Source organism: Dyella sp. GSA-30, from assembly GCF_027924605.1.
Lineage (GTDB): Bacteria > Pseudomonadota > Gammaproteobacteria > Xanthomonadales > Rhodanobacteraceae > GSA-30.
On record NZ_AP027042.1, the window covers coordinates 4153209 to 4170471 of the forward strand.

At 59.4% G+C, this 17263-nt stretch carries 20 protein-coding genes and 1 other RNA gene; 7 read left to right on the forward strand and 14 right to left on the reverse strand.

What is annotated here, in order from left to right:
- Nucleotides 1-186: 186 nt before the first annotated feature.
- Nucleotides 187-822: a response regulator transcription factor gene (locus QMG46_RS17325; protein WP_281849100.1), complete on the reverse strand. Its 636-nt coding sequence runs from the start codon at nt 820-822 to the stop codon at nt 187-189.
- Between the two features lie 65 nt (nt 823-887).
- On the opposite strand from QMG46_RS17325, the gene QMG46_RS17330 reads away from it, so the two are divergent.
- The gene (locus QMG46_RS17330; RefSeq protein ID WP_281849101.1) at nt 888-2483 is read left to right on the forward strand and encodes an MASE1 domain-containing sensor histidine kinase; all 1596 of its coding nucleotides are present in this window, start codon (nt 888-890) and stop codon (nt 2481-2483) included.
- A gap of 303 nt (nt 2484-2786) precedes the next feature.
- On the opposite strand, the gene fur is transcribed toward QMG46_RS17330, so the two are convergent.
- Nucleotides 2787-3203 carry a ferric iron uptake transcriptional regulator gene (fur, locus tag QMG46_RS17335; protein WP_281849102.1) on the reverse strand — a complete coding sequence of 139 codons (417 nt, stop codon included), beginning with the start codon at nt 3201-3203 and terminating at the stop codon, nt 2787-2789.
- Between the two features lie 77 nt (nt 3204-3280).
- On the opposite strand from fur, the gene bamE reads away from it, so the two are divergent.
- Nucleotides 3281-3724, forward strand: a complete 444-nt coding sequence (gene bamE / locus QMG46_RS17340) for an outer membrane protein assembly factor BamE (RefSeq protein ID WP_281849103.1) — start codon at nt 3281-3283, stop codon at nt 3722-3724.
- A gap of 10 nt (nt 3725-3734) precedes the next feature.
- Here the strand turns inward: bamE and QMG46_RS17345 are convergent, their stop codons facing one another.
- Nucleotides 3735-4019, reverse strand: coding sequence for an RnfH family protein (locus tag QMG46_RS17345; protein ID WP_281849104.1), 285 nt, complete (start codon nt 4017-4019; stop codon nt 3735-3737).
- On the reverse strand, nt 4012-4443 hold the full coding sequence (locus QMG46_RS17350; protein WP_281849105.1) for a type II toxin-antitoxin system RatA family toxin: 432 nt from the start codon (nt 4441-4443) through the stop codon (nt 4012-4014). Before QMG46_RS17350 ends, QMG46_RS17345 begins: the two co-directional genes overlap by 8 nt.
- An 89-nt stretch (nt 4444-4532) precedes the next feature.
- Between QMG46_RS17350 and smpB the strand changes: the two genes are divergently transcribed.
- Nucleotides 4533-5021, forward strand: a complete 489-nt coding sequence (gene smpB / locus QMG46_RS17355; RefSeq protein WP_281849106.1) for an SsrA-binding protein SmpB — start codon at nt 4533-4535, stop codon at nt 5019-5021.
- A 215-nt stretch (nt 5022-5236) separates the two neighbouring features.
- Here smpB and QMG46_RS17360 read toward each other — a convergent pair whose 3' ends face one another.
- Together QMG46_RS17360 and QMG46_RS17365 are read right to left on the reverse strand one after the other, a co-directional pair.
- Nucleotides 5237-6010 (reverse strand): hypothetical protein, encoded by a 774-nt coding sequence (locus QMG46_RS17360; protein ID WP_281849107.1) that lies wholly within the window; start codon nt 6008-6010, stop codon nt 5237-5239.
- A 70-nt stretch (nt 6011-6080) separates the two neighbouring features.
- On the reverse strand, nt 6081-6533 hold the full coding sequence (locus QMG46_RS17365) for a GNAT family N-acetyltransferase (protein WP_281849108.1): 453 nt from the start codon (nt 6531-6533) through the stop codon (nt 6081-6083).
- A 143-nt stretch (nt 6534-6676) separates the two neighbouring features.
- Here QMG46_RS17365 and ssrA point away from each other — a divergent pair.
- Nucleotides 6677-7029, forward strand: a transfer-messenger RNA (tmRNA) gene (ssrA, locus tag QMG46_RS17370).
- Between the two features lie 141 nt (nt 7030-7170).
- Complete coding sequence (locus QMG46_RS17375) at nt 7171-7488, forward strand: hypothetical protein (RefSeq protein ID WP_281849109.1); 318 nt, start codon at nt 7171-7173, stop codon at nt 7486-7488.
- A 71-nt stretch (nt 7489-7559) separates the two neighbouring features.
- On the opposite strand, the gene QMG46_RS17380 is transcribed toward QMG46_RS17375, so the two are convergent.
- From QMG46_RS17380 to QMG46_RS17415, 8 genes are all read right to left on the reverse strand, one after another.
- Nucleotides 7560-8450 carry a sterol desaturase family protein gene (locus QMG46_RS17380; protein ID WP_281849110.1) on the reverse strand — a complete coding sequence of 297 codons (891 nt, stop codon included), beginning with the start codon at nt 8448-8450 and terminating at the stop codon, nt 7560-7562.
- 180 nt (nt 8451-8630) lie between these two features.
- Complete coding sequence (locus tag QMG46_RS17385) at nt 8631-9263, reverse strand: hypothetical protein (RefSeq protein ID WP_281849111.1); 633 nt, start codon at nt 9261-9263, stop codon at nt 8631-8633.
- 66 nt (nt 9264-9329) lie between these two features.
- Nucleotides 9330-10007 carry a YoaK family protein gene (locus QMG46_RS17390; protein WP_281849112.1) on the reverse strand — a complete coding sequence of 226 codons (678 nt, stop codon included), beginning with the start codon at nt 10005-10007 and terminating at the stop codon, nt 9330-9332.
- Nucleotides 10008-10136: 129 nt separating this feature from the next.
- Nucleotides 10137-10583 (reverse strand): DUF2214 family protein, encoded by a 447-nt coding sequence (locus QMG46_RS17395; protein WP_281849113.1) that lies wholly within the window; start codon nt 10581-10583, stop codon nt 10137-10139.
- A 121-nt stretch (nt 10584-10704) separates the two neighbouring features.
- Nucleotides 10705-10902, reverse strand: coding sequence for a hypothetical protein (locus tag QMG46_RS17400; RefSeq protein ID WP_281849114.1), 198 nt, complete (start codon nt 10900-10902; stop codon nt 10705-10707).
- A 218-nt stretch (nt 10903-11120) separates the two neighbouring features.
- Entirely contained in the window at nt 11121-12482 is a 1362-nt protein-coding gene (locus tag QMG46_RS17405; RefSeq protein ID WP_281849115.1) for a serine hydrolase domain-containing protein, read from the reverse strand.
- A 52-nt stretch (nt 12483-12534) separates the two neighbouring features.
- Nucleotides 12535-13842, reverse strand: coding sequence for a GGDEF domain-containing protein (locus QMG46_RS17410; RefSeq protein ID WP_281849116.1), 1308 nt, complete (start codon nt 13840-13842; stop codon nt 12535-12537).
- 338 nt (nt 13843-14180) lie between these two features.
- Nucleotides 14181-14660, reverse strand: coding sequence for a hotdog fold domain-containing protein (locus tag QMG46_RS17415; RefSeq protein WP_281849117.1), 480 nt, complete (start codon nt 14658-14660; stop codon nt 14181-14183).
- A 186-nt stretch (nt 14661-14846) separates the two neighbouring features.
- Here QMG46_RS17415 and QMG46_RS17420 point away from each other — a divergent pair, with 186 nt between their 5' ends.
- Together QMG46_RS17420 and QMG46_RS17425 are read left to right on the forward strand one after the other, a co-directional pair.
- The gene (locus QMG46_RS17420; protein ID WP_281849118.1) at nt 14847-15179 is read left to right on the forward strand and encodes a YegP family protein; all 333 of its coding nucleotides are present in this window, start codon (nt 14847-14849) and stop codon (nt 15177-15179) included.
- A 145-nt stretch (nt 15180-15324) separates the two neighbouring features.
- On the forward strand, nt 15325-16887 hold the full coding sequence (locus tag QMG46_RS17425; RefSeq protein WP_281849119.1) for an esterase/lipase family protein: 1563 nt from the start codon (nt 15325-15327) through the stop codon (nt 16885-16887).
- Nucleotides 16888-17263: the final 376 nt, after the last annotated feature.

Below are 17263 nucleotides of genomic sequence, written 5' to 3' on the forward strand. Positions count from 1 at the left end.
CCAAATCAGGGCCCCTCCTACTCGTCATTCCGGCGTAGGCCGGAACCCAGTGGCCTTGTGATCGGTTGTCGCGAGAGCCGGGAAAGCTCAGTTTTATCGCAAAAACTGGAAACTGACGCCACTGGGTCCCGGCCTACGCCGGGATGACGAGAAATCAAAACTGAGGTTATTTGAAGTTCCCGTCAGTCAATTGCGCCGCGGCAACAATCCCCGCTCGCTCGCCATCCGATAAAGATCCAGTTCCGACCCCGCACCAAGCTTCCCCATCAAGCTGGCGCGATGGATATAGATCGTCTTCTGCCCGATCCCCAATTCCGCCGCCACCTGCTTGGGCGCACGTCCGGCCGCCAGCAACAGAAACACTTCGCGCTCGCGCGCGGTCAGGCGATTGATCGGGTCGAGCGCTTCGGAAGGACGATCAGCGCGGCGCTGGCGCAGGTCGGAACTCAGGAAGGTCTCGCCCTGCATCACTGCGCGCAGGCCGGCTACCAGTTCTTCCGGCGCCACCCCCTTGGTCACGTAACCACTCGCGCCGCGGCGTAGCGCTTCGGAAACGTAGGGCTCGCCGTCGTGCATGCTCAACACCACGATACGCGTATCGTGGGCGACGCTAAGCAGGTGCTCGATCAGGGGCAGGCCGCTGCCATCGGGCAAAGACAAATCCAGGGCCACCAGGTCCGGGCGTTTCTGCCCCACCGCTTCGACGGCATCGTCGGCGCTCCGGCATTCGGCCACGACCTCGAGATCCGGCTCCATCTCGATGAGCCGTTTGAAACCTTCCCGGACAATGGCGTGGTCGTCGACCAGAACGATGCTGTACATACGGCAATGTATAGCACGCCGCGTCGGCCTCGCACGCCCCTGCCCGACATGTAACATCGCGCCCCATGGCATCCAAATCCCTATCCTTCCCCGGCGCCGGCCTGCTGCTTGGCCTGTGCTATTTCGTGTTGTGGGCCTTTCTATGGCCTACCGAGCAACCGTACTGGATGCTGCCGTACGGCTTGCGTTTCGGCGCCCTGCTGCTGACCCCGATGCGTTACTGGCCCTGGCTGCTCGTCGCCGAGCTGGCGGCGACCGGCATCATCACCGAAGCCACCCACATGCCGATGGGCTGGTATGGCTTCCTAGTCGGCGAGCTGCCGGAGCCGTTTATCGTGGCCATCTGCATGTGGCTGATGCGTCGCGCCAACCTGCACGCCAGCCTGCGCGACCCCGAAGACGTCTCGCGCCTGCTGTTGTCGGCAGCTTTCACGGTCGCTACCACCACCGCAGCGGACGGCGCGCTGCTGGCGATGGTCCATGCTGCGCCATCGTCGGACATGCTGATGCAGGCGCTGGGACAGGACCTGCTCGGCAACTACGTCGGCATCCTGCTGGTGGTGCCGCTGATGATCATGCTGGCCCGCGCGCACTTGAGTCGCCGCGCTACCGCGCGGCTGACCATGGACGGCTTGCTGGTGATGCTGCCGGCCATGGCGATCCTGCTGGTGCTGTCCGCCCACGCGCCACCGCAACCGCAGTTCGCCCGCGTGCTGTCGCTGGCACCGGTGCTGTTCTTTGCGTTTCGCCACGGCTGGCGCGGTGCGAGCATGGCGATGCTGATTTCCAGCCTGGGCATGACGATCGTGGACCGCCTCGCGGGACATGGCACGTCCAATGCCTCCGCGCAGCTTTTCCTGGCGGTGGCCGGCACCGGCGCATTGATGCTCGGCTCGGCCACCGATGCATTACGACGCAGCAGCGAACGCGTGGCCGAACAGAACGTCTATCTGGCCGCGGTCAATCGCCGGCTCGATCACCTCGCCCGCCAGCTGCGCGACGCCGCACGCGGCAACCTGCAGGCGGAAGAAAACCAGCGACGTCATATGGCTGCCGAACTGCATGACGAACTCGGCCAGAACCTCACCGCGATCCAGACCCACCTGAAGCTCGCGCAATCGCGCCTTGCGCAAGTCGGCATGGAAGACGTCGGTAATTCGATCAATATGATCCTCGGCCATATGCGCCGTGCATTGCATCGCCTGCTCGATGACCTGCGCCCTGCCGTGCTCGACGAATTCGGCTTGTTGCGCGCGCTGGACGAAGGCCCGATCCGAGATCTGTTGACCACGGCCGGCATCACCTACGCCACCGAGTTGCACGGCGATCCGCGGCTGCTGGACGAAGACACCCGCACGGCGATTTATCGCCTGGTGCAGGAAAGCGCTACTAACGCGGTGAAACACGCCCAGGCGGGGCATTTTCAGCTGCGCCTGCGCATCGGTGAGCGTCAGGGGACGGCGCTGGCGCTACTGGATATTCGAGACGATGGCGTGGGCCTGCCAAGTCGCATGCCGCGTGGCGGACGCGGCCTGCAAGGCATGCGCGACCGAGTCACATCACTAGGCGGGCTATTCCGTCTGCGACCTGAGTCACAGGGCGTGCACCTTCGCATCCTGCTGCGCAGCAACAACTCGCCTTCCGACAGCCACCGGCTGTAAATCTATAACTAGGAAATTTTCCAATACCGCTCTTGTGAAGGCTTCGTTAGGATTCTCCCATCGATGTGGGGGAGCCACCATCGCAAGATGGTGTGCCATGCCAACCGTGGGGACGGTGGGCATGAAGAATGGCAGGATGCCATTCCGCCGTTACCGATGGATGTACCGCCGCGAGCAACTCGCCATGCAGTGCAACCAGTCTGGTCGCGGATCAGCCGTCAGGTGGACAGGAGTCCATCGGCGGCTTTTTTTATGGGCAACAAAAAAGCCGACCCTTGCGGGCCGGCTTTTCTTTGGTTGCGCTCAGCGCGACTTGTGCTTGGGCCGCACGTAAAGGACCAGACTGTGGTCTTCCAGCACGTACCCGTGCTTGGCCGCAATTTCGTGCTGCAGGCGCTCGATCTCTTCGCTGACGAACTCGATCACTTTTCCGCTGTCAACATCGATCATGTGATCGTGGTGTTTACCGCGGTCCAGTTCGTAGACGGCCTGGCCGCCCTCGAAGTTGTGCTTGACCACGATACCGGCGGCCTCGAACTGGGTCAGCACCCGGTAAACTGTGGCCAGGCCGATATCTTCCTGGTGGGCAAGCAGTTTCTTGTAGATGTCTTCGGCGGTGAGGTGATGGGCATCCTCGTCCTCGAAGATCTGCAGGATGCGCATACGGGGGTGGGTCACTTTCAACCCGGCCCTGCGCAGTTCTTTGGTTTCCTGTTCCATAGCATTTCCCCGGCAAACGCCGTGCTGGCAAGCCGTTAGTGTATCATCTGAACCTTTACGATCCGGACGCAAGACGCATGCATAAGCTGATTCGCACGCTGGGTTTCGCCATGCTGGCCCTTTCCCTGGCCAGCTGTCGCCTCGTTTATACCCCCGACGTGCAGCAAGGCAACCTGCTGGACAAGAAAAACGTAGCCCAGCTACAGCCCGGCATGACCAAGCGTCAGGTGCTGGTGCTGATGGGTTCGCCGTCGGTAAGCAGCCCGTTTGACCATGACCGCTGGGACTATGTCTCCACCCAGCAGCACCGCGGCGGCGCGATCAAGGTGCGCACGCTGAGCCTCACCTTCAACAACGACACCCTGGTGCGCACGGAAGGCGATTTCTTCGCCGAGGACGCCCAGCAGCTGGTCAACGACAGCAAGAAGTACCACGCCAGCTACCCGGTCGACGAAACCAAGGGCGACAAGACCAAGACGCCTGAGGAAGAGAAGAAGGACAGCGGCGACAGCGGAAACTGATGTTCTGCGGTCAACCCTTCCCTGAAGCGCGCCGTCGGCGCGCTTCTTTGGGATCCAGAGTCAACGGACGGTAGATTTCCACCCGATCGCCATCGGCCAGTACATCGTCCGGTGCCGCCCGACGGGAAAATATCCCCAGACGGTCTGCGGCAATCGCCTCTTCCGGCAGGACCGAGGCGATTTTCGACGCCACGATCGCCTGCATCACAGTGGTGCCGGCCGGCACGGTAAGGCGACGCAGCTCCTGATGATCGGCAGCAGCGTAAATCACTTCGACGTGGATCGGCTCAGCCATAGGTACGTTCCGCCTCGCGGCAGAAATCGTCCACCATGCGGCTGGCCAGGCCTTGAAAACCCAGCTTCAACGCCATGCCACCCACACGGCCGGCGTAATCGAAATCCAGCGCAAAGGCGATCTTGCAGCCGTCATCGCCCAGCGCAATGAATTCCCACACCCCATCGAGGCTACGAAACGGGCCTTCGACCAGGGCCATATGCAGGCGATGCGGCGGATCGACGGTATTGCGCGTGGTAAAGCTGTGGCGCAGGCCGGCAAAGGTGAGGTCCAACCGCGCCACCAGCACGTTGTCGCTACGCTCCAATACCTCCGAGCCCGCACACCAGGCGAAGCGCTTTGGGTATGCTTCAACATCGTTGACCAGGTCGAACATCTGCGACGGTGAATATTTCACCAGGGCGCTGCGGCGAATTTCGATCACGTCAGCCTCACATGAATCTCATCGTGTTCACCCCCATATCAGTGGGGACGAACCACTACAGGGCAAGTTAAGCCCGAAGTTTAACGGACATGGCCAAGGCGAAGGACAAAGAAAAAACCGGCGGCACCATCGCGCTGAACAAACGCGCGCGCCACGAATACCATATCGACCGCCGTTTCGAGGCAGGTGTCGCCCTGCAAGGCTGGGAAGTCAAATCGTTGCGCGCAGGCCGGATCAACTTCGGCGACAGCTACGCCATCGTCAACCAGGGTGAGATCTTCCTGTTCGGCGCGTCGATCCCGCCGCTGATCAGCGCATCGAGCCACGTCGTCGCCAACGACCGCCGCACACGCAAGCTGCTGCTGCACAAGGAAGAGATCGACCAGCTGGTCGGTGCCGTCGAGCGCAAGGGCTACACCATGGTGCCGATCGCCATGTACTGGAAAGGCAACAAGGTCAAAGTCGAAATTGGCCTGGCACGCGGCAAACAGGCGCACGACAAACGCGAAGCGGACAAGGACCGCGACTGGCAGCGCGAAAAGCAGCGCACGATGCGTTCGCACAACAAGCACGCCTGAAGTTTTCCACAGCCGCTGTGGATGTACTTCGTATAAGCCTGTGGACAAATACGATTCAGTGCTGTGTCGACAAGCACTTAGTACGCGGTGATCAATGCATGCTCACCGTGTATCGGAAATCTTTGTAGAAGCGACTTCAGTCGCGACAAACCGCGACCTAGCCGGGTGTCGCGACTGAAGTCGCTCCTACAACAGCTAGCCCGGCTTCCGGAAACTCAAAAATCCTTACGCCCGCTCCGCATCGTGCCGGTCGTCGAATCGTGCGTCTGGAAATACAGCCGGGTATGCCCATCGGGCTTGCGCTTCATCATCACAAACGCCTGCTCGCCCTGCGCGGGGTAATCGAGCCGCCCGAACGTCTCCGCTCGCGGCAGGCTCGTATGCATCGCCGCGCCATTGGCTACCGGCCGCAAATGCATCATGTTGTCGCGTCGCTTGGCAATCGTGCAGCCACTGAGCTGGGTGGTCAGCGTGAGATCTTCATGCTGCTGATTCAAAGCGGTTTCGGTGATCCGCCCCGTCTTCCACCCCGCGACCTTCTTATTCGTCAGCTGACCGGCGAAATTGTCCTGCTTGGCCTGTCGCATCGGCAGGAATGCGGCATCGAAATTCGCGCCCGCCTGGTTCGACTGATGAACACCCTGATGGGCCGCCGCTTGCGAAGCAAACACCAGATGCAGGTGCGCCGTGGGCGCGCGCGTCACGCCGTCGCCGCCGACGATACTGTGCATATTCGGAAACGTCGTTGCATTACCCACATCGTGGCGCAACTGATAGGTCGCTTGCGTCGTCGCAGCCTTACCCACCACGTCAGGTGGCTCGATATGCGACTGCACCGCATAGGTACGCAAGAACGCCGAGGGATGGTGCCGCATCAACTGCTCGGGCGACATATGGCCGTATTGCCAATGGCGCCCCTTGTCGATCAGCGCCTGATTGCCCGTCGCCTTGCCAACGCGCTTCATCGCGCGCCCCAGTTCCTGCCACATGGCGAGCCCTCCCCTTACCTGGACTGTCCCGACTATAGCCCTGCCCTGACCGCCGCGAAAGCGACCTGTTTCACTCCAGCAGCATGCTCATGGCGTCGACCGAGACGGCAAATCCATGCCGCTCGTACAAGGCGCGCGCGCTGACGGTAGCGTGCAGGTTGATCATATCCACGCCCTGCTCCCGCGCCGCCGAGGCCACCGTGGTCAGCAAGGCATCGCCAACGCCCTTCCGGCGATAGCCCGGCCGCACATAGACATTGAGCACATACCAGCCCACCCCGTTTGGATAGGCCTGCGAGGGCATATGCGGATACGGGTTGACCGCTGCACTACCCGCCACCCGGCCATCGACCTCGGCCAGCCAGGCCATCAGCCTGCCGTCGCCCAGGGCGTCCTCGATCCAGTAACGCAACCGGTCGGCGAATCCATCGGGCAGGTGCTGCCCCATTTCTTCGAGAAACGCGCAACGCAACTCGGTCAGCAAACCCGCGTCGCCCTGCTCGGCCAGACGTATCCGTGCCATGACTTTCCCCTTGTGGCGCCCACGGTGATGACAATAGACGTAACACAGCTGCGTGCGCAGCCTTGATGTATGACCGAATAGCTACATATACTTACCCGTTCCAGCTTTTCCCGGTTCCCTTCCAGCTCTATCCCAGTTTCCCTGGGGGTGTCATGGCTTCGACGGGGGTAGTGAGATAGCTTGGTGCATGCCGAGGGGGTGACTTTCCTCGTTAAACCAGTCGCAAAACTTATAGTTGCCAACGACGACAACTACGCTCTGGCCGCTTAAGGCCTAGCCCCGAACCCACTTGTGCCTGTGCTCGTGGATGTAGGGTCATTATCACGGGATCGCCCGAAGCTGCCGCCTGTCGGCAAGGGTTAAATAAAGCGGGCTGGTCCTTCGATGCGCCGCGCACACTGTGCTGTCGCGGGACGAGATTCAACAGTGAGCTAAGCATGTAGTACCGGGCGTTGAACGCCTTCGGACGCGGGTTCGACTCCCGCCACCTCCACCAATACCGGCCGTCTATGTGATTGACTCACTTAGGCGGCTTTTTTGTGTGGGTCCGGGATGATCTTTCCCAGTACCGACCATTGCCATCCCTCTGCCATGAACCGACGGCAATGTTTCTTCGATCCAGCCAGGGAGCACCTCCGTGTCCTCCACACTTCCTCCTTCAAAGCGCATGAGTGGCGCTCCCATCAGACAATGGGATGGGGCGATGCCTATCCTCATGTCCGTCACCGTATTACTGATGATCGTCGTTGAGCTTTTTAGAAACGGCTTGCATGCACCACGCAACGACGAAGGGGCATCTGACCACATCGCGATCATGCTGATGTTTGGGCAGGTCCCGATCATGTTCTGGTTTGTGGCGACGAGGCGTCACTCGGTCAGCGCCATCCTGCCTACGCTCGTGATCCAGCTGAGTCTTTGGGCTATCACATTTGCGTCAGCGGTAGCCCTCACCTGAGCGCTACGCCAAGATTCACGGTTATCGCTTCTACAAGCTAGCTGTGCCTAACTGAGTTTGTAGGAGCGACTTCAGTCGCGACCATCCCCTCGCAGTGCCTCCATGGGCACGGATGAAAAGCTCGGCATTTCATGAGCATCGTTCGCCCGAGTTTCAACACCCGCCCGCATCGCCGGATCGGCGGTTAGAAGCCCAAGCATGTCATTCCACGTGGTGCCGTCGAAAAGCCCCGTGTCGACGCGGATGTGAGGGTCGGGAGCCCGATACGTACGCAGGAGCACATCAATCCATGGAAAAACACCGGCGAAATTCGCCTCTCCATATTGCTGATCTCGATTGTGATGCCACCGATGCTGAAGCGGGCTGGCCAGGATAGTCGACCACCGCCCGTAGTGAACACGCACATCGGCGTGAATCCAGAACTGCAACGCTGCCGATAGCAATCCCACCACCAGCGCAGTGTCTGATGACAGCCGAAACAGGAGCAGCATGGGGAAAAGAATCAACACTGATTGAAACACGCTTTCCAGGACATGCTGACGCGCATAAGTAGTCGCATTCATGGCTGGATCGGAATGATGGACGGCGTGAAAGCGCCACAACCAAGCGAACTTGTGCTGTGCCCGATGAAACGCGTAATAAGCCAGGTCGTACAGCACGATCCATAGCAAGGCCCCCACCACAGCCGCCCCGGGATACCCGCGGTCCAATACGATGGGGAGGTGGTCGGGATGGACAACTTTCTGGACGAGAGCGAACAGAACCAGAAGCAAGACCTGACAGACACCCATGGCCAGGATCACCCAAGCGCCAGCCGCCAGATTCAAGCGCCGATCAGCCCATCGCGCCGAAGACCCGGCCATGCGTTCGGCTCCCATAGCCGCCACGCAAGCCAATGACCATGGCAGAAGTGGCGAGAGCGCGAATAGTTGTTCTAAAGGTATTGAAGTCATCGGATCCATTCCGCCCCGTTCCGATCAAAGCATAGCGCGCTTGTAGCGCGTGGAGATTCGTTCCTTACTATCACGCGGTGAGGCATACGCGATATCGCGAATTCTTCGAATCTTCATTGCTGCATGCCCGTACAACTCGTCAATAAAAGCCGAGTACAAGCCATAAGTCGCACTACCCCTCCCTCAAGATCAATCCAATGGCACAACTGCTCTGGCTATGCTCGACAACGTGGCGGTTTGCACACATATGACTGCGGGCCTGGGGCCATATTTCATTTCTTGGACTATCGTTCGAGCCCGCACTGCGGTTCTTAGCTCAAGCGACACGCCGCGTCCCTCCTTTTGATACTCGTCGATTAGCCCGGAAAAGGCCACCGTTCGAGTGAAAACAAAGCCGATCGCGGCAAGATCGGACCGGGCTGCATCTCGATTGAGGCAACCGTTCGACGGCAAAAAAACGGCCAGATCCGACAGGGGATGGGAATAGTCTTTTTGAGCCACTGGCCGAGCCAAATAGGAAAGCCCGATATGAAAGCCGTGACCTTCAGGCTTCGTGTAGTCCACGACGATTCCGTAGCTCCGATCGCCGTAGTCTCGCTTCCTTACATCCTGCCCATATCGTTGCCTTAGAAGCTGCTCGGATATGACCTTGTCCTTTGTTTTTGCGAGTTCGATAAATTGAGTCCAGCCAGCCCTGGCATCGTCATCGTAGGTTGGTGTCTTGGCTGTGCTGTCAGCCTCGTGCCAATCAGAACAAGAAACAAGGAGGCTGAGTAGCAGGACCACCGCTATTCGTCTGCTTTCGCGCTTGCGAACGTTCATTCCGCCCTCTCCGTCCGTGGCCTGACACGCAATACATCGACGCTTTAAGAAATAACCATGTACAGGCTATCTAGGTAGCAGGCCCATAGAAGTCGCACTTTTCGCGCGTAAAATCGCCCTCGTGGAAATAGCCATAAGCACTGCGCCAGCCACAAAAAGCAGACGATCGCCGATAGCCTGATAAAACAGCACACCCACCACCCCACCGCCCAGGAACGACAACACCGTCTGCGTATGCAACCGCAGGCGCGACTTGTATTGCGCAGCCTCGGCCGGCTCTTCTTTTCCTCTGGCGATATCGAAAAGCATGCTCAGTTCGATGCCAATATCGGTAGACATACCGGAGACGTGTGTCGTGCGAACTCGGGCGTTGGATATATGCGTGACCACCGCATTCTGAAGCCCCATCAAATAACTCAGACCGAGGATCAACACAGGACCTTTCTGCAGGGATGGAATCCAAAGTTCGACCAGCCCCAGCGCAATGAGCAAGACGCCTTCGATCAGAATGGTTACCGCGTAAATGCCCAGAACCTGCCTGCGCCGACCGGCGTTGATCAACAAGGTCGAGCTGGAGGCGCCCAGTACGAAGATCACCACGATCAGCAGATAGAAAACGCCAGTGAGCCACTCACCACGCGCGGCATGGTCGGACAACGATGAAACATTGCCGGTCATATTGGCCGAGAAGAATCCCACCGCGTAAAACGCGGCGGTGTTGAGTGCCCCGGCTACCGCCGCCAAGGTACATGCCAGCCTGCGGTCTGTGGCGTCAGTCCGCGAACTCCCCTGTCGAATGAGCATGATCGATTCTTGAGTGAAATGGCGGCTTCAAGCATAGCTAGAAATCCGCCGCCGCAAAGCCTCCCGCCCCTAACCTGGGCCCATAACCCCATAGCCGCGCGCCATCGCCGCGGCAAAGATCAGCAGCAACGGAAACAATGCGACTTCCGCCCAGAGAAAACGTCGTATGGAAGCGACCTGTGACTGGTTAGGTGCTTGCCCGCTCTTGCGCCACCGCGCAAATGCGATCGTTGGTGGTGCCGATAGCAAACCAATCAACCCGAAGGTGACGATCTTTGCCCAGAAGAAGGCGTTGTGCGAATAGTAGGGCCAGCCCTTGGCAGCGTAGATGGCTCGGCTGAAACCCACGACCAGAATCAGTACAGCCAGGACGCCATACCAGAGATCGATCGCTGCCACGCGTCGAGCACCGGCCTGGTCCATGCTTTGTTTGACCAGGACAAGCTCAGCGGCGAGTACGCCAAACAGGCCGAAGATCAACAGGTGGTGAGCTATGGCTGCAGCAAGATCGAGCATCGCGCGGTCCTCCCATCGGGTGGCGCATATCTAACATGGATACGCCACCCGATAGAGTGCCTGTCGTCCTGCCAAGGGGCAGGCCAAACGAGGCTTAACGCTGTCGATAGCTTCAGCGCCGTCAGCCGGCGCCAGGTTCGTCAGCCACTGAACCGTTGCCTAGGGCAGCTTCGCCGCTGACTAGCTCTTTCCACCCGACAGACACGCCGTTGCGGCGTCCCTTCTGGGTCAGGCGCAGACCATCGGGGTCGATCAGCAAGGTGTATTCCGTGCCATCGATAACGATGGCACGACGTAACGGCTTGTCCAGGGGTGTCATGGCGATGTGTCCTCCGCTGAGTTTTCCCAGGCCGAAGCGGCCTCGAGGGCCATCAGAGCACACGGAACCGTTATGCAAACGCGGGGTATTCATCACGAAATAGTGATGACGCAGGTTACGATTAACTTTTTGGCGCGATTTTCTTCCAAAATGCGAGTAACTCGCATCATTTCACGACAGGCGAATTCTTGCGCCCGCCGTGGGAGGCCGATCCCATTTCAATGAATACGGTCTTCGTGTCGGGCTGGCGGCATGCCATCGGCATAGAAATCGAGGGCAACCACCGAACCCTGCTTGTCACGAATCACCTTGATGTAATCGGTACCATCATCGGGATAGAAAAGTACGTCATCGCGCGCGACCGTCAATAAACGCTTCGGGCCGCCATCGCGTTGGATGATCAACTTGCTGCCATCAACGGACAGCACGTGCTTGCCGGCCTTGTCGACACGGTAAGTGCCACGCAGCGCCCGCAGATATTTGCTACCCGCCTTGATGGATTCGAGATCCGCGTATGGCTTGTCGATCGCCAGCGCCCCCAGCCGGTGCGCCAGAGCACGTGGATTGGGCGAACCGGCATCCGTATTGGCCAGTACGACTACGGTAATGTGCTGCTTCGGGAAATAAGTCAGTTGGGACGAAAACCCCTCGATCCCGCCATTGTGTTCGACCACCGCTTCGCCGCGAACGGTACCGAGCATCAGGCCGTAACCATAGTTCACGGGTGTTCCGTCGTCGGTAGCCTTGCTGCTCGACATGGTCTGGTACAAGCCGACAGGCATGGCCCTGTCCGTCGCCAGCGCGCGCATCCAGCGAAACAGATCGTCGGCCGTGGAGACCAGCGCGCCGGCGGCGCCAGGGCCGGTGATCGTGACGTAGGGCGGCAACACCACATGGCCGTCGCCGTCCCGGCTATAACCGGTCACCAGGTCGGGAACGACCGCGCTGTCCGCATAAAAACCGGTGCGCGCGAGCCCCAGGGGAATCGCAAACTCCGTGTGGATCACGTCACTCCACGAATGCCCAGTGACTTTCTCGATGATGGCACCCAGCAACAGGTAGCCCGAATTGCTATAAGCCCATGCCTGGCCCGGCGCAAAATCCGGCGCTTGCGCGGCGATATGCTTGACCAGGGTCGCTGTGTCGAGTGGTTTGGCCGGATCGACGTCCCAGTTATCGCTGATGCCCGCCGTGTGGTCCAACAGTTGGGCCACCGTGATATGGGCGCCATTGGGGAAATCGGGCAGGAATTTCGACAGTGGATCGCTCAGCGCCAACTTCCCTTGCGCGCTCAATTTCAGCACGGTCGCCGCGGTAAATGTCTTGGTGATGCTGCCGATGCGGAAAACATGCTGTGCCGACAGCGGCACACCCAGAGCGAGATTCGCCTCGCCGCGAGCACCGCGATAAATAACCTGGTCATCGCGCGCGATCAAAACGCTGGCGCCAGGGGCATCGGAAGCTATGCCGGCATCGAGTATCGCGTCGGCTTTGTGCACCAATGTCGCGTCATCAACGGCATCGGCCAGAACATACAGCGGGAACACGCCAAGCATGAAACCGAGCAACCACTTCGTCATTCGCAACTCCGTCCTGATTCCCTTGAACCGGGTGTAGCACCGCGGTTCCGGCTTAACTCATCAGGCGATTTCTACCGGCATCCTTGGCCGCATACAAGGCTCGATCGGCGCGTTGCATCGCTTCTTCGGGCGTGTCTTCCGGCCGAAACACGGCCAAGCCACCGGAAAGAGTGACGGGTACCGCCTTGCCGTTGGCACGAAACGCCAGCTGCTCCACCAGGATGCGCAATGCATCGCTACGCCGCAGCGCCTCGTCCAGACCGGTCCGTGCAAAGACCAGCACGAACTCTTCGCCACCGTAGCGACACACGAACAGGCGTTCGTCGGCCTGGCCATGCAGCGTCTGGCCGACAATGCGCAGCACCGCGTCGCCAGCGGCATGCCCCAGGCTGTCGTTGATGTGCTTGAAGTGATCGATATCCAGCGCAGCCACGCACAGCGGCGAGCCCTCGAGCGTGCATTGCCGCCACGCCGCTTCGATGTGCGTCTCGTAGGCAAATCGGTTAGGAATGCCAGTCAGCTGATCGGTGGAGGCGCGCTCGTGTTCGCGTTTGAGCGAATCCTTGAGCGTGGCCGTCTGCGTCTCCAGTTCTTCGACGCGTTGGCGCATCTGATCGGCGCGCTGCAGGTAGGACGCGAAACGCGCATCTTCGCTCGCGCGATAAGAACGAAAGTGCTGCCCGATGGTTTCCAGGCGCGTCGTTACTTGAGAACGCAGGCTGGCCAAGTCCATCGCCTGCCGACTACGCTCGCCGAGCTCGCGCATTTCTTCGCGCACCAGTGCGTCCCAGGCCTGGCCTTGGCTGCTGTTGCTTTCCTGCTCGGTGACCTCGACGTCGATATAACGACGAATATCTTCCAGCCGACTGCCCACCGAATGCAGCACGCCCTGCATGATCTCGATATCGTCCTTGAGCAATCGTCCATGGCGATTGACCAGATGGGCCAACTCGCGCGCCTTGGACAGGACATCGGTCGCCGTGTCTTGCAGGCTGACCTTCAACACCTCGGCGGAACTGCTCAATGCGGGGTCGAGCTCGATACCGTCTAGCGCAACGGCCAGGGCACGATGCCCGGAGGCAGGCGGCGGGCTCGCCGCTGCCGTCGCTTCGTCCAGCCGGGCGATCGCGTCGACCATATCGCTGAGCAGGCTATCGAGCGTATCCATGGTCGGCTCGCGGCGCATTTCCTGGCCGATGCGCTCGAGCAATACATCCGCGGCCTTATGCCGGCCAGCACCAAACACTGCCAAGCGGGAGACAAGGCGACGCAACGCCCTCTGCGTCTCGGCAGAGATCCGCTCCTGTTCTTCGAGGTCCAGCAAGGTCTGCTGGTACCGTTGAACCCCCTGATGCTCCACCCTAACCCTGCTCCGTGGCTGGCTTTGGTCTTGTTATCGGTAGCTTAGCCGGTGAGCTTGAGCGTTTGGATGGCCGCGTTACAAATTCGGCCCGCGTCGGGGCGAAATTAAATCATACAATTCAAATAGCTGCCCTCTGGCTTCGTCGCCCCTGTAACATTCGCCGGGTCCAATCTCTTGAGGGGGAGACTTGTGGTGACATCCAAAGCAGCGAAACATTTGCGTATTGCACAGCGGATACGTGCGACGGTTTATATCCTGATGTTGATCATTGGATTCGCCGTACTGGGATATAAGACGCTCATCCATCCTTAGCATGATTCGCCGCCAAGCCGGTGCTAGGCCTTCTCCTTCTTCGGAGACACCCACATCGTGATCAGCGCCTGAAATACGGCCTCGTCATGCCGGTTGCGCACGACAACACGAACCTTGTACTCGCCAGGTTGCGACCAGTCGGCTGCCGACTCGGGCGTAGCGACAGCGACGAGATCGCTCGTCGCTTTTTTCAAATACTCGACCGTCATTCCCTTGGGAATCCAGCGATGTGTCGACGGCACGGTAACCTCGGTCATGGTGCCGCCCGCCAGCTCGGCCATATTGCACATCGCAATGGCATGCACCGTTCCGAGATGATTGAGTACGGCCCGCCGTTTGGAAATGCGCACCTCGCAGTATTCCGGCTTGAGTGTCACGAAACGCGGGCGGATGCTGCCGAAATAAGGCGCCTTGAAGCACAGCAGGCGCGAAAACGCCCATTTACCGCACGGTACAGCGGCGAAGCGACTCCAGATTTGCAGCGTGCCAGAAGGTGTATCCATTACAAATCCTCGATGCATTAAAAAAACGACTTAATTCATAACCCTACAATATATTCATTCAAGGCATTAGCCGCTTAATCCCCCTAATAGCCGACCTGACCTATACAAATCAACCTGATACGTTGCCCCGGCGCTGCCGTTCTCGATTGGCGAAGCGGCTTCGCACCCGTACATAGGGAGATGACCATGGCAGGTAGATTCGTTCTGAAGCGGTCCGGCGCGCAGTTCTACTTTGTACTGCAGGCCAGCGGCAACCACGAAACGCTTATTACCAGCGAGCGTTATGTCAGCAAGCAAGGCGCGGAAAACGGCATAGCATCGGTCAAGACCAATGCGCCACACGATCAGCGTTACGAACATAAAGTGGCCAGCAACGGCACGCCCTACTTCGTACTGAAAGCCGCGAACGGCGAGCCGATCGGCACCAGCGAGATGTACTCATCCCATGCCGCGCGCGACCATGGCATTGAAGCGACAAAGAACAACGCGCCAACGGCCACTACGGCCGATGAGACCTGAGCGGGCGAAAGTGCCATCTTTGTAGGAGCGGCTTCAGCCGCGACAAGCAGTAACGCGAGCGTGGGTCACGACTGAAGCCGACCCTACAAAACTCGGACACTCTTTTGCCGTGGCATCCACATAACGCCTGAAAAGGACGGCAGTCATGCCAGACGTACGCTATCCGATCATCTACGTTCGCGGCTACGCGATGACGGATGAAGAAAAGAACGAAACGGCAGCGGATCCCTTTTGTGGCTTCAATGCGGGCTCCACGGTCTATCGGGCGGTAAGCGACAAGGACAAACCCGCCCAGCGGTTCGTGTTTGAATCGCCGCTGGTTCGCTTGATGAAGGACTTTGGCTACAACGCCATCTACGACAACGGCCTGGATCTTCCTGATGAAGGTTTCAAGGGCGTGCTGTCGACGCGATCCATCATCATCTACCGGTATTACGACGATACCGCTCCCTTGATAGGTGGACAGCAAAGCGCCTCCATGGAACGCTTTGCGAAGGGTCTTTCGGATCTCATCCTCAAGGTAAGAGACCATGTTTGCGGCAACGCGGACAACTGCGTCGACCCTGCCAACTTCAAGTGTTATCTGGTTGCCCACTCGATGGGCGGATTGATCTGCCGTGCTTTCCTGCAGAACCCGCAGTTCAATACGCCGGAATCCAAAAAGGCCGTGGACAAGTTCTTTACGTATGCCACACCGCACAACGGCATCGACATGGCTGGGATCAATGTGCCGAAGTGGCTTGGCCTCTTCGATATCAACACCTTCAATCGCAGCAATCTCATGACCCTGTTCGGCTACGACGCCAACCTGATCGCCAAGGGCCGGTCCGACTATCTGCGCAGTGGGCAAGACATCGACATCCGGCGCTGCTTCTGCATGATCGGTAGCAATCGCGGCGACTATGAAGTAGCACAGGGCCTGTCGCGAACCTTTGCCGGCCATGGCAGCGACGGCCTGGTACGCATCGAGAATGCCTCGCTGTGCAGCATCGACGCCAACGCCGTCGAGACACCGGTAGCGGCAGCCTATGCCTATCGCTCCCACTCCGGATACTTCGGCATCGTCAATAGCGAGGAGGCCTATCAGAACCTGGTGCGCTTTCTTTTTGGCGACGTCAGGGTGGATATCTTCGCTCAGGTAGACAGCGTCACGCTCCCGCCGGCCATACAAAAAGACGCCGCCGATGTGGATGCGCTATATCAGTTCGAAGCGCTCGCCTCACCGCGAGGGAAGCCCTGGTATCTGACCCGACGCATGGCCGAAGAAGACTCCGTCGCTTGCCGTACACAGCAGGAGCTGGCGACCGACGCCGATCCATCCCGGCGAAAGGTCTATCTCTCCAGTGTGTTCCTGGCCAACATCTCACGAGTGAATCCAAACGACCCTTCCCTTTCGTACAGCCTCACGCTTGGCGTGCGCGTGCCTGACTACAAGGTCAAACAGGTTCTCTGGTTCGATCAACACTACGAAGGCAGCTACCTGTTTCGGGATACCTTGGTCGTTGAAATCCTTCCGCCGGCAACAGCAGCGCAACCGTGGCAAGTGCGGACCCGTTGGCAGAGCCAGGCTGCTGCACCCACAGGAGCGGGCTACCAGCCCCTCCCCTGGTCAAATGAAAGCGCCACGCTGAAGGTGCCGTTCGCCAGCACCAGCACCCCGGGGATCAGCGGCACGCTGGTCATCGATATCACGGGTTGGAACCAGTAACTGAAGTGAAACCTACGGACTTCACTTATCGCCACGCATTGACTGCGAAGCCGCCGCCGAACCGGCGCCAAACATACCGGCGACTTAAATGCTCTGCGGCTCTGATTGGGAAATGGGAGGATCTTCGCTTGGCGGCAGCCCATGCCTCGCTCGAAGCTTATCGAGCTGCGCATTCAACCAGGGCCTGTCCCGCACACGGACCAGCGGGTGATCCGCCAGGTCGACAATGGCTTGCAGCAGCGCGCTGCTGCCCGGTCCTGGGTACCGAATGCCAGATGCGGCTGCCTCCAGCATGTCCAATTCGTCCTGCAGTTCGATCCTCGATCTCATCGTATTCACTAAGTTCTCCATTGCCCCCGCAATGTAGGGTCTCCGT

Bases quoted from the DNA above. Each gene is read 5' to 3' on its own strand.
- bamE (WP_281849103.1), top strand. From the start codon at position 3,281: ATGCATAAGCTGATTCGCACGCTGGGTTTCGCCATGCTGGCCCTTTCC.
- QMG46_RS17405 (WP_281849115.1), bottom strand. From the start codon at position 12,482: ATGACGAAGTGGTTGCTCGGTTTCATGCTTGGCGTGTTCCCGCTGTAT.
- QMG46_RS17360 (WP_281849107.1), bottom strand. From the start codon at position 6,010: ATGTGGCAGGAACTGGGGCGCGCGATGAAGCGCGTTGGCAAGGCGACG.
- QMG46_RS17325 (WP_281849100.1), bottom strand. From the start codon at position 822: ATGTACAGCATCGTTCTGGTCGACGACCACGCCATTGTCCGGGAAGGT.
- QMG46_RS17425 (WP_281849119.1), top strand. From the start codon at position 15,325: ATGCCAGACGTACGCTATCCGATCATCTACGTTCGCGGCTACGCGATG.
- smpB (WP_281849106.1), top strand. From the start codon at position 4,533: ATGGCCAAGGCGAAGGACAAAGAAAAAACCGGCGGCACCATCGCGCTG.
- QMG46_RS17330 (WP_281849101.1), top strand. From the start codon at position 888: ATGGCATCCAAATCCCTATCCTTCCCCGGCGCCGGCCTGCTGCTTGGC.
- QMG46_RS17385 (WP_281849111.1), bottom strand. From the start codon at position 9,263: ATGAACGTTCGCAAGCGCGAAAGCAGACGAATAGCGGTGGTCCTGCTA.
- fur (WP_281849102.1), bottom strand. From the start codon at position 3,203: ATGGAACAGGAAACCAAAGAACTGCGCAGGGCCGGGTTGAAAGTGACC.
- QMG46_RS17395 (WP_281849113.1), bottom strand. From the start codon at position 10,583: ATGCTCGATCTTGCTGCAGCCATAGCTCACCACCTGTTGATCTTCGGC.
- QMG46_RS17380 (WP_281849110.1), bottom strand. From the start codon at position 8,450: ATGGATCCGATGACTTCAATACCTTTAGAACAACTATTCGCGCTCTCG.
- QMG46_RS17415 (WP_281849117.1), bottom strand. From the start codon at position 14,660: ATGGATACACCTTCTGGCACGCTGCAAATCTGGAGTCGCTTCGCCGCT.
- QMG46_RS17345 (WP_281849104.1), bottom strand. From the start codon at position 4,019: ATGGCTGAGCCGATCCACGTCGAAGTGATTTACGCTGCTGCCGATCAT.
- QMG46_RS17365 (WP_281849108.1), bottom strand. From the start codon at position 6,533: ATGGCACGGATACGTCTGGCCGAGCAGGGCGACGCGGGTTTGCTGACC.
- QMG46_RS17400 (WP_281849114.1), bottom strand. From the start codon at position 10,902: ATGACACCCCTGGACAAGCCGTTACGTCGTGCCATCGTTATCGATGGC.
- QMG46_RS17420 (WP_281849118.1), top strand. From the start codon at position 14,847: ATGGCAGGTAGATTCGTTCTGAAGCGGTCCGGCGCGCAGTTCTACTTT.